14 protein-coding genes are annotated in these 13357 nt (G+C 64.7%); 9 read left to right on the top strand and 5 right to left on the bottom strand.

The window, feature by feature from the left end:
- The first annotated feature begins 17 nt into the window (after positions 1-17).
- Together NJH59_RS01275 and NJH59_RS01270 are read left to right on the top strand one after the other, a co-directional pair.
- Positions 18-899, top strand: a complete 882-nt coding sequence (locus tag NJH59_RS01275; RefSeq protein ID WP_173925095.1) for an ABC transporter permease subunit — start codon at positions 18-20, stop codon at positions 897-899.
- Positions 896-1789 (top strand): ABC transporter permease subunit, encoded by an 894-nt coding sequence (locus NJH59_RS01270; RefSeq protein WP_043863430.1) that lies wholly within the window; start codon positions 896-898, stop codon positions 1787-1789. The genes NJH59_RS01275 and NJH59_RS01270 overlap by 4 nt, the downstream gene beginning before the upstream one ends.
- 102 nt (positions 1790-1891) lie before the next feature.
- Here the strand turns inward: NJH59_RS01270 and NJH59_RS01265 are convergent, their stop codons facing one another.
- The gene (locus tag NJH59_RS01265) at positions 1892-4264 is read right to left on the bottom strand and encodes a penicillin acylase family protein (protein WP_253086250.1); all 2373 of its coding nucleotides are present in this window, start codon (positions 4262-4264) and stop codon (positions 1892-1894) included.
- Between the two features lie 100 nt (positions 4265-4364).
- On the opposite strand from NJH59_RS01265, the gene NJH59_RS01260 reads away from it, so the two are divergent.
- Positions 4365-4913 carry a sugar O-acetyltransferase gene (locus NJH59_RS01260; RefSeq protein ID WP_043863432.1) on the top strand — a complete coding sequence of 183 codons (549 nt, stop codon included), beginning with the start codon at positions 4365-4367 and terminating at the stop codon, positions 4911-4913.
- Here NJH59_RS01260 and NJH59_RS01255 read toward each other — a convergent pair.
- Positions 4910-5467: a DUF6436 domain-containing protein gene (locus NJH59_RS01255; RefSeq protein WP_043863433.1), complete on the bottom strand. Its 558-nt coding sequence runs from the start codon at positions 5465-5467 to the stop codon at positions 4910-4912. The genes NJH59_RS01260 and NJH59_RS01255 overlap by 4 nt on opposite strands.
- A gap of 162 nt (positions 5468-5629) precedes the next feature.
- On the opposite strand from NJH59_RS01255, the gene NJH59_RS01250 reads away from it, so the two are divergent.
- Positions 5630-6559 (top strand): alpha/beta hydrolase, encoded by a 930-nt coding sequence (locus tag NJH59_RS01250; protein WP_253086249.1) that lies wholly within the window; start codon positions 5630-5632, stop codon positions 6557-6559.
- Here the strand turns inward: NJH59_RS01250 and NJH59_RS01245 are convergent, their stop codons facing one another.
- Positions 6560-7309 (bottom strand): DUF2059 domain-containing protein, encoded by a 750-nt coding sequence (locus NJH59_RS01245; RefSeq protein ID WP_043863435.1) that lies wholly within the window; start codon positions 7307-7309, stop codon positions 6560-6562.
- Positions 7310-7423: 114 nt separating this feature from the next.
- Between NJH59_RS01245 and NJH59_RS01240 the strand changes: the two genes are divergently transcribed.
- Both NJH59_RS01240 and NJH59_RS01235 read left to right on the top strand, forming a co-directional pair.
- A complete protein-coding gene (locus NJH59_RS01240; RefSeq protein WP_043863436.1) occupies positions 7424-8056 on the top strand; it encodes a 2OG-Fe(II) oxygenase in 633 nt (210 codons plus the stop codon).
- A 1-nt stretch (position 8057) separates the two neighbouring features.
- A complete protein-coding gene (locus tag NJH59_RS01235; RefSeq protein WP_253086248.1) occupies positions 8058-8546 on the top strand; it encodes a DUF523 domain-containing protein in 489 nt (162 codons plus the stop codon).
- Here NJH59_RS01235 and NJH59_RS01230 read toward each other — a convergent pair.
- On the bottom strand, positions 8543-9082 hold the full coding sequence (locus tag NJH59_RS01230) for a transporter substrate-binding domain-containing protein (RefSeq protein WP_043863438.1): 540 nt from the start codon (positions 9080-9082) through the stop codon (positions 8543-8545). The two genes, NJH59_RS01235 and NJH59_RS01230, sit on opposite strands and share 4 nt — an antisense overlap.
- A 227-nt stretch (positions 9083-9309) precedes the next feature.
- Between NJH59_RS01230 and NJH59_RS01225 the strand changes: the two genes are divergently transcribed.
- The gene (locus NJH59_RS01225) at positions 9310-9783 is read left to right on the top strand and encodes a DUF4399 domain-containing protein (RefSeq protein ID WP_058541763.1); all 474 of its coding nucleotides are present in this window, start codon (positions 9310-9312) and stop codon (positions 9781-9783) included.
- Positions 9784-9853: 70 nt separating this feature from the next.
- Here the strand turns inward: NJH59_RS01225 and serA are convergent, their stop codons facing one another.
- Positions 9854-11083: a phosphoglycerate dehydrogenase gene (gene serA, locus NJH59_RS01220; protein ID WP_043863440.1), complete on the bottom strand. Its 1230-nt coding sequence runs from the start codon at positions 11081-11083 to the stop codon at positions 9854-9856.
- A 172-nt stretch (positions 11084-11255) separates the two neighbouring features.
- Between serA and NJH59_RS01215 the strand changes: the two genes are divergently transcribed.
- Positions 11256-12653 (top strand): FAD-binding oxidoreductase, encoded by a 1398-nt coding sequence (locus NJH59_RS01215; protein ID WP_043863441.1) that lies wholly within the window; start codon positions 11256-11258, stop codon positions 12651-12653.
- A gap of 38 nt (positions 12654-12691) precedes the next feature.
- On the top strand, positions 12692-13357 hold the full coding sequence (locus NJH59_RS01210; protein WP_043863442.1) for a fumarylacetoacetate hydrolase family protein: 666 nt from the start codon (positions 12692-12694) through the stop codon (positions 13355-13357).

The following is a 13357-nucleotide window of genomic DNA, read 5'->3' as shown; positions in this document are numbered from 1 at the left end:
GAGCGTTTCAGCGATTGATACCCGAAGGGCGTCACCTGGTGATCGGGGTGCCGTTCCTGTGGCTGTTCCTGTTCTTCATGCTGCCGTTCTTCATCGTGCTGAAGATCAGCTTTGCCGAAGCCGACGTGGCGATCCCGCCGTACACCGAGATCTTCACCTACCTCGAAGACAAGGTGCAGCTGGTACTCAACCTGGCCAACTATGGCCTGTTGACCGAGGACGAGCTGTACATCGCGGCCTACCTGGGCTCGTTGAAGATGGCCCTGATCAGCACGATCCTGTGCCTGGCGATCGGCTACCCGATGGCCTACGCCATCGCCAACGCGCGCAAGGAAATGCAGACCGTGTTGCTGCTGCTGATCATGATGCCGACCTGGACGGCGATCCTGATCCGCGTGTATGCGTGGATGGGCATCCTCAGCAACAACGGGCTGCTCAATGCCTTCCTGATGTGGCTGGGGCTGATCGATCAGCCGCTGCAGATCCTCAACACCAACCTGGCGGTGTATATCGGCGTGGTCTATTCGTACCTGCCGTTCATGATCCTGCCGCTCTACGCCAACCTGGTCAAACACGACCAGAGCCTGCTGGAAGCGGCGTCCGACCTGGGTTCGAGCACCTTCAACAGCTTCTGGAAAATCACCGTGCCGCTGTCCAAGAACGGCATCGTGGCCGGCTGCATGCTGGTGTTCATCCCGGTGGTGGGCGAGTTCGTGATCCCCGAGCTGCTGGGCGGCCCGGAAACCCTGATGATCGGCAAGGTGCTGTGGCAGGAATTCTTCAACAACCGTGACTGGCCGGTGGCATCCGCCCTGGCGGTGGTGATGCTGGCAATCCTGATCGTGCCCATCCTGCTGTTCAACCGCAGCCAGGCCAAAGAGATGGAGGGCAGGGCATGAAGCGTTTCAGTTTCTCCAAACTGATGTTGGTGGTAGGCCTGCTGTTCATCTACCTGCCCATGCTGATCCTGGTGATCTACTCGTTCAACGCCTCCAAGCTGGTGACGGTGTGGGGGGGCTGGTCGGTGAAGTGGTACGTGGGCCTGCTCGACAACACCCAGCTGATGGGCTCGGTGATGCGCTCGCTGGAGATCGCCTGCTACACCGCGGTGGCCGCGGTGGCGCTGGGTACCCTGGCGGCGTTCGTACTGACCCGTGTGACCCGCTTCAAGGGGCGCACGCTGTTCGGTGGCCTGGTCACCGCACCGCTGGTAATGCCTGAGGTGATCACCGGTCTGTCGCTGTTGCTGCTGTTCGTGGCCATGGCGCAGATGATCGGCTGGCCGCAGGAGCGCGGCATCGTCACCATCTGGATCGCTCACACCACGTTCTGCGCCGCCTATGTGGCGGTGGTGGTGTCGGCCCGCCTGCGCGAGCTGGACCTGTCCATCGAAGAGGCGGCCATGGACCTGGGCGCGCGGCCGTGGAAGGTGTTCTTCCTGATCACCATCCCGATGATCGCGCCGTCGCTGGCGGCGGGCGGCATGATGTCGTTCGCACTGTCGCTGGACGACCTGGTGCTGGCCAGCTTCGTGTCCGGGCCGGGTTCGACCACCTTGCCGATGGAAGTGTTCTCGGCGGTGCGCCTGGGCGTGAAGCCGGAGATCAACGCGGTGGCCAGCCTGATCCTGCTCAGCGTGTCGCTGGTGACCTTCATGGTTTGGTACTTCAGCCGCCGTGCCGAAGAGCGCCGCAAGCGCGCGATCCAGCAAGCCATCGAAGAAAGCGCCGCGGACTCGTGGAAGCAGCCGGACGTGCGCCGCGCCACTGCTGCGCAGGTCTCGGCCTGATCTGAAAAAGCCATCGCGGGTCACGCCCGCTCCCACAGGTTTTGCGAACACCGCAGACCCCTGTGGGAGCGGGCGTGACCCGCGATGGGCTGCACAGCAGCCCTAGGGCACCAGCCGCAACGTCCCCTCGGTCTCCCCCGCCAACCCCATCAGCGCCCGCTGATACCTGCCGTCGATATAGTCCTGCGCCTGATCGGCATAGTGCCTGTCGAACACCACGCCGCTCTGCCCGAGCGGGTTGATGCTCAGCGCCGTCCCTGCATCGGCGAAATCGATCACGCGCCGCGTCGATGGCCCGTAGGTCACCGGCCACGGTGCCGGGCTGATTCTGGATGACAGGTTGTTCGGTACCTCATGCGCGCCCGGCGCCGCGAATGGCCCCACGTTGAACAGCAGGTTCAGCGGCTTCTGCGCACCTAGCGGGTGCCCGTGGGTCAACGTGTGCGCCTTGCCCCACTGCCAGTTCGCCGGGTCCTTGCCCAGGGTGGTGCGCAGGTGCGCCAGGGTGTTGTCCCAGGCCAGCTTGACCACCGTTTCGCGGTCACTGTGCGCGTTGCTGCCCTTGCGCGCCCACCACTGCGAATCCACGTCTGCGGCCAGGCGCGGCAGCAAGGTATCCACCATGCGCGTCGACAGCAGCGTCTCGAACCATTCGTCACCGAGCTCGTCATGGGTGGCGGCGCGGGCGAATTCGTACAGCAGCTGGTTGAACAGCGTGGCGCTGGTCGATTCCACCGGGTAGTCGCCGCGCCACGCGGCCAGTTGCTCGACCAGCTCGCGCTCGTGTACGTCGGTGACCACCTGGCGCAGTACCGACAGCAGCGGTGTGAGCAGGTGCGGGCCATAGGCGGTGGCCGTGTCCAGCTGCAACGCCTGGCTGTTGTGCAGGTCCCACTTCACGCCGGGCGAGGCCAGGTTGTTGTTGAGCTGGCGGCCGCGGTCCGGCGGGTTGTAGTAGCCGGGGATGACCATGCCGGTGGGCGACACCGGCTGGAAGTTGGCCGAGACGATGTAGCCCGCGGCGGGGTTCTCCTGCTGCGGGTTGGCGCTGAACGGGTAGAAGCCGAGCTTGTCGGCCTGGGCCGTGCTGCCGTCGAGAATGAACGCCGGGTTCACCCCATCCGGACGGATCGGCAACTGCGCTGCCGCCCACCAGCCGATATCGCCCTGTGCGTTGGCCCATACCAGGTTGAGGCCGGGGGCGTGGATCTTGGCGGCGGCCGCACGCATCCTGTCCAGGGTGTTGGCGCGGTTGATGTCGTAGAAGGCTTCCAGGATCGGGTTCTCGGTTTCCAGGAATGCCCACCACATCGCGATCGGCGTGCCGTTTTCATGCCCACTGACGGCGGGGTTGATGATCGGCCCGTGCGGCGAGCGGCGCAGGGTGAGGGTGAGCGGGTCTTCCCCCTTGATCCGGACCTGCTGCTGGGTGGAGGTGAGGTCGTGCCACTGGCCGTGGATCTTCACCTGTTCGGGATTGTCCGGGTTGACCTGCTCGGCGATCAGGTCGAGGTCGTCGTTCTGGAACATGGTCAGGCTCCAGCCGAACTCGCGGTTGTGTCCCAGCGAGGCGAACGGGTTCAGCGCCTGGTGGTAGCCGTACAGGTGAAAGCCCGGCGCCGACAGTTCGGCCTCGTACCACACCGACGGCACCGAGAAGCGAATATGCGGGTCGCCCGCCAGCAGCGGCTTGCCACTGGCGGTGAGCCTGCCGCTGACGGCCCATGCGTTGCTGCCCTCGAATTGCGGCAGGCCCGCATCGCCCAGCGCCTGGTGGCTGACCTGGGCGATGCGGCCCAGCCTGCGCCAGTCGGCGGCGGCCAGGTGTGGCGGGGTCTGCACCGCGCCTTCGGGGTCCCAACCCAGTTCGAAGTCGCTGAGGTAGTACTTGCCCAGGTGATCGCGCACGTAGGTCAGCAGCGGCTCGGTACGAAACGCGGCGGCGAAGCTGTAGGCCATGAACCCTGCGATGCTCAGGGTGTCCTCGGCGGTGAACGGGCGCGGTGTGATGCCCAGCACATCGAACTCCACGGGCCTGGGGTGCGAGTCCTGCCAGGCGTTCACGCCCTCCAGGTAGGCTTGCAGGGCCAGCCAGGCCGGGGATTGCCTGTCCTGGCGGGCGACCATGCTGCGCGCCTGCTCGGCAATGCGCAGGCTGCGGAACAGGGTGTCGGTCTCCACCAGCTTGGGGCCCAGTACCTCGGCCAGTTCGCCATTGGCCAGGCGCCGGGTGATTTCCATCTGGAACAGGCGGTCCTGGGCGTGCACGTAGCCCAGTGCGCGGTACAGGTCGGTTTCGTTCTGCGCCTGGATGTGCGGTACGCCGCGCTGGTCGTAGCGCACGCTTACCGGCGCCTGCAGGCCGGCCACGGTGACTTCGCCGGTGCGTTGCGGCAACTTGCTGTGGGCATACCAGTAGCCGCCGCCGGCGACGGCGGCGATGAGCACCGCAAGAAGGGTAAGGCTGCGTTTCATCGGGGCTCCTTGTGCGAGGATCGTTCCTTGCCCTGGCCGGTCAGATGTTCGGCACAGGATAGACCCTGCAACTTAACCCATCCCAGGAAGCCACGGTCCGATGAACCTCAGTGAAAAGCAGAAAATGCTCGCCGGCCAGCTCTATCATGCCGGCTGTCCCGAGCTGCAGGCCGAGCAGATCGCCAACAAGCACTGGATGTACCGCTACAACCATTCCCCAGAACTGCTCAACGAGCAGCGTCATGCCCTGCTGGTCGAGCACTTCGCCAAGGTGGGGGCAGGCGCGGTGATCCGGCCGCCGTTTCATTGCGACTACGGCTACAACATCACGCTGGGCGCCAACGTGTTCGTCAACTTCAACTGCGTGATCCTCGACGTGGTGCAGGTGCACATCGGCGATGACTGCCAGATCGGCCCCGGTGTGCAGATCCTCACCGCCGACCATCCGCGCGATCCGGCCATCCGCCGTTCGGGGCTGGAGAGCGGGCGCCCGGTGAACATCGGCAGCAACGTGTGGATCGGTGCCGGTGCGCTGATTCTGCCAGGGGTGAGCATTGGTGATGATGCGATCATCGGCGCGGGCGCAGTGGTGACCCGCGATGTGCCGGCGGGGGCGACAGCGATGGGCAACCCGGCACGGGTACGCTAGCCGGCCCAGGGGCAATAGCAGCCCACCGCCAGGGTGTGGGTGGCGTTCACGCTGCGGCCCTGGGTGAGGGCCAGCAGAATGGGCTCGATGAAGCTGTTGCTCGAATTGCACGTGGCACCCTCGCTGTAGGGGCCGAAGTAGGCGAGCTGGCCGTTGCGGTCCCAGATCGCTACCGCAGGGCTTGCCGGCAGGTGCTCGGCGCCGGGCAGATCGGCCAGTGGCTTGAGCGCGCCGAGGGTGGCGGGCAGTTGGCCGTGGGTACCGGGCTTTTGCACCACGTAGAACTCCACACCCTGGGCGGCGAAGTGCTCGGTCAGCTCGGCCAGGTGCTGCTGGTTGCCGACGTTGCAGGGGCAGGCCGGGTCCCAGAAGTGCACCAGGCGGACGGGGCCGGGGCCGGCGATGTCTTCTGGCAGGCGCAGAGTGTCGCCGGCGAACAGTGCGGTGTGGTTGTCGAAGGGGCGCAGGTAGCGGCCCTGGAAGCTGTCGTAGGCCCACCACAGGCCGGCGGCGCAGAGGAGCAGGGTGAGGCCGGTGAGCAGGTGGCGGGGCATCGGGGTACCAATTCTGGAAAGAGGTGTATCTTTTCGCCGGCAAGGCCGGCGCCTACGGGCGAGGGGACGGCACAGGCAACAAAAAAGTCCCCCAGCTTGCCACGCCGTTCGCAACAGATGAATATCACAGGTCAATCCTTTGCCCCGTTGTTGGTAACTTCCATGCCCGCGTCATTCCAGCCCGACTCCCTGCGTGCCAGCCTGCAACCGCTGGCCGCGCGTCAGCCGTTGTCGACCCAGGCGCAGGCGTACCGGCATTTCTACAGCCTGGACATCCCCGGCGTCGACAGCTGGCTGGGGCGCTTCGACACCGCAGGCTTCGAGCTGGTCGCCCAGGTCTGGCTGCCCGCCGCGCCTGTGGCGACGCTGGTATTGCTGCACGGTTTCTACGACCACATGGGCCTCTACCGCCACGCCATCGAATGGGCTCTGGCCCGGCAGTTCGCGGTCATCGCCTGCGACCTGCCGGGCCATGGGCTGTCCAGCGGCGAGCGCGCCAGCATCGATGACTTTGCGGTGTATCAGGACGTGCTGCAGGCGCTGTTCGAGCAGGGCCAGGCGCTGAACCTGCCGCAACCCTGGCACCTGTGCGGGCAGAGCACCGGCGGCGCCATCCTGGTCGACCACCTGCTGCACCACGGCGCGCACAGCCCGGCCCAGGGCCAGGTGATTCTGCTGGCGCCGCTGGTACGCCCGCGTGCGTGGCGCTGGTCGAAATTCAGCTATCAGGTGCTGCGCCACTTCGTCACCGGCATCGAGCGGCGCTTCAGCGACAACAGCAACGACCCGACCTTTTTACCGTTCCTGCAGGCCGACCCGCTGCAGCCGCGGCGCCTGCCCACTGCCTGGGTCGGGGCGCTGATGGCGTGGGTCAAACGTATCGAGTTGGCGCCATGCAGCCCGCGCCAGCCGCTGATCGTGCAGGGGCAGGCCGACATGACCGTGGACTGGCCGTACAACCTTGAGGTGCTCAAGGCCAAGTTCGCCGAGCCGCAGATTCTGCTGATGCCCGAAGCCCGCCACCACCTGGTCAACGAGCTGCCGGCAATACGCCGAGACTACTTTGCCTTCATCGGCCAGCGCCTGGGCTGATCACTGCAGGTCGGAGGTGCTCTGACCGACCGCCAGGCCAGCCCGGATTGCGGCCAGGGCGGCGGCATAGTACGCCTTGCCTTCGGGCGATTCGGCAAAGCTTGCAAAGGCGTCGAGTTCGGCATCCGACAGCCCGCGATACACATACAGCAGGGTGTTGTTCAGGTCGGCCTCGATCTGCTGCATCAGGCGCTGGCGCTGTCCGTCGAGCAGGCCCTGGGCCTGGCTGCCACCGAGCAGGCCGGGGATCATCTGGCTCAGGCTGTCGGCCGCCACCCCGGCAATCGCCAGGCTGACCTCGGCACCGGCCTCGCGGGCCGGCAGGGCCTGGGCCAGGTGGCCGATGATCAGCAGGCGGCTGTCGCTGGCCTCGATCTTGGGCAGGCCCTTGGCATTCTTGGCCAACTGGTCACGGCGGGTGGCCAGCAGCTCGGCCGCCACGATCTTGCGCCCCAGGGGGGATTGAAAAAACGCCAGCGCAGGCTTGGGGTCGCTGAGGTTGGCGCGCAACTGGGCTTCGGCGCGGCGGTCGACGGCGGTGGGTTCGAAACGCTGGTTGCTGTTGTTCACCAGGGCCTGGAAGACTGCAGGCGGCAGGCTGCTGCGATAGCGCTGCTGGGCGGCATCGAGGGCATCGGTGAAGTGGGCGCGCTGCTCCGGCCACCCGGCAACCTTGTACAGTTGGTCGTGGGTATCTGCCAGGACAGGCGTGGTGCAGATCATCAACAGCAGAAAAAACAAACGGCGCATTCAGGACTCCTGTCGGCAGGCCGCTATTGTCCGTGGCCCGGCGGGGCTTTGTCGAGACGCCAATGCACACTCTCGGCCAAGTGGCGCTGTCGGTTTTGCTGGCGGCTCGATACTATGCGCGGCATGCAGATATCCCTTGATCACCCCTTGCTGTCGCGCATCGTCGACGACCTGGCCACCCGTGGCTGGTCGCAGCACGACCTGTTCCTGCCGGCCCCGCTGACGCGGGCACTGGCGGCCGAGTGCCGCCGCCGCGCCGCCGAAGGTGAACTGGCCCCTGCGGGGGTCGGGCGAGGGCCCGCGCAGGAAGTACGCGAAGGTATTCGCAACGACCATATCCAGTGGCTCGAACCCGGTGACTCGGACGCCTGCGACCAGTACCTGGGGTTGATGGACGGCCTGCGCGAAGCGATGAACCGCGGCCTGTTCCTGGGCCTGGAAGACTTCGAGTGCCACTTCGCCCTGTACCCGCCCGGCGGCTTCTACCGCAAGCACCTGGACCGCTTTCGCGACGACGACCGGCGCATGGTCTCGGCGGTGATCTACCTCAACGAAGACTGGCTGCCCGAACATGGCGGGCAGTTGCGCATGACCCTCAAGGACAATGTGGAACACGATGTGCAGCCGACCGGCGGTTGCCTGGTGGTGTTCCTCTCCGGCGAGATCCCCCACGAAGTGCTGCCGGCCAACCGCGAGCGGTTGTCGCTCACCGGCTGGTTCCGTCGGCGCGGCAACGAGCCCTTCTAGCATGCACAAGGTTCTGGTCAGCGCCTGCCTGCTGGGGCAGCCGGTGCGCTATGACGGTCGCGCCAGCGGGCATCCGGATGTGCTCCAGGGCTGGCAGCGGGAGGGTCGCGTGGTGCCGTTGTGCCCCGAGGTCGCCGGCGGTCTGCCGACCCCGCGGCCACCTGCGGAAATTCCCGGTGGGCAGGGCAGTGCGGTGCTGGAGGGCCAGGCCCGGGTGGTGACGGTAGCCGGCGAGGACGTGACCGCGCCGTTCGTGCAGGGCGCGCACCTGGCGCTGGCACTGGTGCAGCGCCACGCCATAAGGGTGGCCGTGCTCAAGTCGGGCAGCCCGTCCTGTGGCAACCGGCTGACCTATGACGGTACGTTCAGCGGCACCAGGGTGGAAGGTGAGGGTGTGACCACGGCGCTGTTGCGCCGTGCCGGGGTGCAGGTGTTCAGCGAACTGGAGCTGGACGCGGCCGTGCAGGCCCTGGAGGCCCTCGACGCCTAAGGTGCGTCGGTGTCCACGGCAGCATCCGCCGCTTCGGTGTGGGTCTGGGCCTGGGGCTCGACAGCGGGCCGCGCCGCCTGCTGCGCCAGCTCGGTCATGCGCCCGTTGTCCTTGATGCGCTGCAGGGCGGCGTTCAAGGCTTTCTCGAAGGCCGGGTTGTCCTTCTGGAAGGGCATCACATAGCGTTTGTCGTCGTCGCCGTCGGTATAGGGTTCGCTGACACCCAGGCGCTGCTTGAGCTCGGGGCTGGCGGTGATCTGGTCCAGGGCGATGTCGTAACGGCCGCTTTCCACACCGTCCAGCAACTCGTCATGGTCGACGGGCACGAACTCCACCCCTACATCCAGCTCCTTGGCCAGCGCCTGGCCCAACCCGATCTCGAAGCCGGTCCACTGGCCTTGCTTGCGGATATTGGTCGAGGAATCGGCGCTGATCGCGATACGCAGTTCATTTCGATCGTTGACCTCGTCGATCAGCTCGGCATGGGCCAACGGGGTCAGCAGGGCCGTGAGCAGTACCCCAATAGTCAAACGCATCTAAGCCCCTTTCCTGGTCTTTGGCAGTGAGTCCGGTCGCCGCGACTTTTTGTGTGTCGCGGTCGAACAGTGTCTAGGACCGCACTTGGCCGAGGATGTTAGATGCCAGGGAAGATTTTTCCGTGGCGTTTTTTAAAGCTTGCCTTGGCGCAATTGATCTATCGTAATGAACCGTTGCCCTGGTATTCAGGGGTAAGGGTTACCGAAGTAAATCACAGGAGAAGTGAATGAAAAGCCTATTTTCGCGTGCTGCCGTCGCTGGTTTGTTGATGGGCGTGTCCGCGCTGGCCGCCGCCGAAGGCCTGGTGAGCCAGGCACCACCCAAGGATGCCAAGGTATTCATCGTTTCCCCGGCCGATGGCGCCACCGTCGACAAGACCTTCACCGTCAAGTTTGGCATCGAAGGCATGGAACTCAAGCCGGCCGGCGACGCCACCCCGCATAGCGGCCATCATCACCTGCTGGTGGACGTCGACAAGGCGCCGGCTGCCGACCAGGTGCTGCCCACCAGCCTGATGCCGGAAAACGGCCAGCCGCTGCCCGCCGGCCCGCAGGTACTGCACTTTGGCAAGGCGCAGACCGAAACCCAGCTGACCCTGACCCCTGGCAAGCACACCCTGCAACTGGTGCTGGGCGACAAGTTCCACGTGCCGTTCAAGCCAAGCGTGGAATCGAAGAAGATCACCGTGACCGTGAAGTAAATCGCGTGCATGAAAAAAGGCGACCCGAGGGTCGCCTTTTTCATTTGGATCGGCGTTGCCGGCGAAGCGTTTAGAACAGCACGCGCGAACGGATGGTGCCGTTGATGTGCTGCAGCTTCTCTTGCGCCAGGTCCGAGTACTCGGCATCGACGTCGATCACCACGTAGCCGACCTTCTCGTTGGTCTGCAGGAACTGACCGGAGATGTTGATCGAGTTTTCCGCGAACACCTTGTTGATCTCGCTGAGCACGCCCGGAATGTTCTGGTGGATGTGCAGCAGGCGGTGCTTGCCCGGGTGCGCCGGCAGGGCCACTTCAGGGAAGTTGACCGACGACACGGAGGTACCGTTGTCGCTGTACTTGACCAGCTTCTCGGCCACTTCCAGGCCGATGTTGGCCTGGGCCTCGGCGGTGGAACCACCGATGTGCGGGGTCAGGATCACGTTGTCCAGGCCACGCAGCGGGCTTTCGAACTGCTCGTCGTTGGAGCGCGGCTCTACCGGGAACACGTCGATGGCGGCGCCGATCAGGTGCTTGTCCTTGATCGCGGCGGCCAGGTGGTCCAGCTCGACCACGGTGCCACGGGCGGCGTTGATCAGGATCGCGCCCTTTTTCATCGCGCGGATTTCCTTCTCGCCGATCATCCACTGGGTGGATGGCAGCTCAGGAACGTGCAGCGAGACGATGTCGGCCAGGCCCAGCAGCTCGTGCAGGCTGGCGACCTGGGTCGCGTTGCCCAGCGGCAGCTTGGTCAGCGGGTCGAAGAAGAACACCTGCATGCCCAGGCTTTCGGCCAGTACCGACAGCTGGGTGCCGATCGAGCCGTAGCCGACGATGCCCAGCTTCTTGCCACGGATCTCGAAGGAGTTGGCCGCGCTCTTGATCCAGCCGCCACGGTGGCAGGAAGCGTTCTTCTCGGGGATGCCGCGCAGCAGCAGGATCGCTTCGGCCAGTACCAGCTCGGCAACCGAACGGGTGTTGGAGTAAGGCGCGTTGAACACGGCGATGCCGCGCTCGCGAGCGGCGTCCAGGTCGACCTGGTTGGTGCCGATGCAGAAACAGCCGACAGCGACCAGTTTCTTGGCGCAGTCGAAGACCTCTTCGGTCAGCTGGGTGCGAGAGCGAATGCCGATGAAGTGGGCATCGGCGATCTTTTCCTTCAGTTGCGCATCCGGCAGGGAGCCGGTGAGGTATTCGATGTTGCTGTACCCGGCGGCCTTGAGGACGTCCACGGCGGATTGGTGGACGCCTTCGAGGAGAAGGAACTTGATCTTGCTCTTATCGAGAGAAGTCTTGCTCATCTGCGTAAACCTGTGTCCCGGAGAAAAATGGCAGGGAAAGAAGCGCTCGCAGCATCGGCTTTCGGCACGATCTGCGGGGGTGCGTATGCTAGCATAGGCACCCCTGTTTACGCCCATCCCTGGCACGTGAAACGTGCTCAGGGTGACCATGAATTGTTCGAGAGTTCTGTAGATGACCGATCGTGCGCTGTTGGATGAGCTGATGACCCTGGTTGAGCCTGGAAAGGTCCTGACCGACGCTGCTTCACTTGATGCGTACGGCAAGGACTGGACCAAGCATTTTGCTCCAGCCCCTCTGGCCATCGTGTTCCCCAAGAGCACCGAACAGGTTCAGGCCATCGTGCGCTGGGCCAACCAGCGCCAGGTCGCCCTGGTGCCGTCGGGCGGGCGCACCGGCCTGTCGGCTGCCGCAGTAGCCGCCAATGGCGAAGTGGTGGTGGCGTTCGACTACATGAACCAGATTCTCGACTTCAACGAATTCGACCGCAGCGTGGTGTGCCAGCCTGGCGTGATCACCGAGCAGCTGCAGAATTTTGCCGAGGACAAGGGCCTGTACTACCCGGTAGACTTCGCGTCGGCAGGTTCCAGCCAGATTGGCGGCAATATCGGCACCAATGCCGGCGGTATCAAGGTGATTCGCTACGGCATGACCCGCAACTGGGTAGCTGGCCTCAAGGTCGTGACCGGCAAGGGCGACCTGCTCGAGCTGAACAAGGACCTGATCAAGAACGCCACCGGCTACGACCTGCGCCAGCTGTTCATCGGCGCCGAAGGTACCCTGGGCTTCGTGGTCGAGGCCACCATGCGCCTGGACCGGGCACCCAACAACCTCACCGCGATGGTGCTGGGCACGCCTGATTTCGACTCCATCATGCCGGTGCTGCACGCCTTCCGTGGCAAGCTCGACCTGACCGCCTTCGAATTTCTCTCCGACAAGGCCCTGGCCAAGGTGCTGGGCCGCGGTGACGTGCCTGCGCCGTTCGAGACCGATTGCCCGTTCTACGCGCTGCTGGAATTCGAAGCCAGCACCGAGGAAGTGGCCAACGAAGCCCTGGCCACCTTCGAGCACTGCGTCGAGCAGGGCTGGGTACTGGACGGCGTGATGAGCCAGAGCCAGCAGCAGCTGCAGAACCTGTGGAAGCTGCGCGAGTACATCTCCGAGACCATCTCGCACTGGACCCCGTACAAGAACGACATTTCGGTAACCGTGTCCAAGGTGCCGGCGTTCCTCAAGGATATCGACGCGATCGTCGCCGAACGCTACCCCGACTTCGAGGTGGTGTGGTACGGCCACATCGGCGACGGCAACCTGCACCTGAACATCCTCAAGCCCGACGACATGAGCAAGGACGAGTTCTTCTCCCGTTGCGCGGTGGTCAACAAGCAGGTGTTCGAGACGGTAGAGAAGTACAACGGCTCGATTTCGGCCGAACACGGCGTGGGCATGACCAAGCGTGACTACCTGACCTACAGCCGTTCGCCGGTCGAGATCGAGTATATGAAGGCAGTGAAGGCGGTGTTCGACCCCAACGGGATCATGAACCCGGGCAAGATCTTCGCCGTCGAGTGAACCCCGCAGCGCCAATAACATCGTTCCAGGAGTCGGCAATGAACTATCAGCACCAGTATGTAGACGGCACGCGTACTCATCTGCCGGTGGGCAAGGTGGTGTGCATCGGTCGCAACTACGCCGAGCACGCCAAAGAGCTGGACAACCCGATTCCGACCGAGCCGCTGCTGTTCATCAAGCCGGGCAGTTGCGTGGTATCGCTGGAAGGCGGGTTCAAGATCCCGGCCGAGCGTGGCTCGGTGCACTACGAGGCGGAAATCGCGGTGCTGCTGGGCAAGTCGCTGTCGCCGGCGCCTACCGAAGAAGAAGTGCTCGACGCCATCTCCGGCTTCGCCCCGGCACTAGACCTGACCCTGCGTGACCTGCAGGCGCAGCTCAAGGAAAAGGGCCTGCCCTGGGAGCGCGCCAAGTGCTTCGACGGCGCCTGCGTGCTGACGCCCTTCGTGGTTGGCAGCACATTCGAAGACCTGGCCGATATCGGCATTCGCCTGAGCATCAACGGCGAGGTGCGCCAGGACGGCAACAGCGCGCTGATGCTCAACCCGATCGTGCCGATGATCCAGCACATGGCCTCGCAGTTCGCGCTGCAGGCGGGTGACGTGATTCTTACCGGTACGCCGGCCGGCGTCGGGCCGCTGAGCGCTGGCGATGAGCTGGTGCTGGAACTGCCTGGTGTGAGCCGTTTCGAGGGCAGCGTTCGCTGA

This window comes from Pseudomonas sp. VE 267-6A (genome assembly GCF_024126555.1).
Classification (GTDB): domain Bacteria; phylum Pseudomonadota; class Gammaproteobacteria; order Pseudomonadales; family Pseudomonadaceae; genus Aquipseudomonas; species Aquipseudomonas palmensis.
Note: the sequence above shows the minus strand (reverse complement) of the source record. Positions and strands in the feature narration are given on the sequence as shown.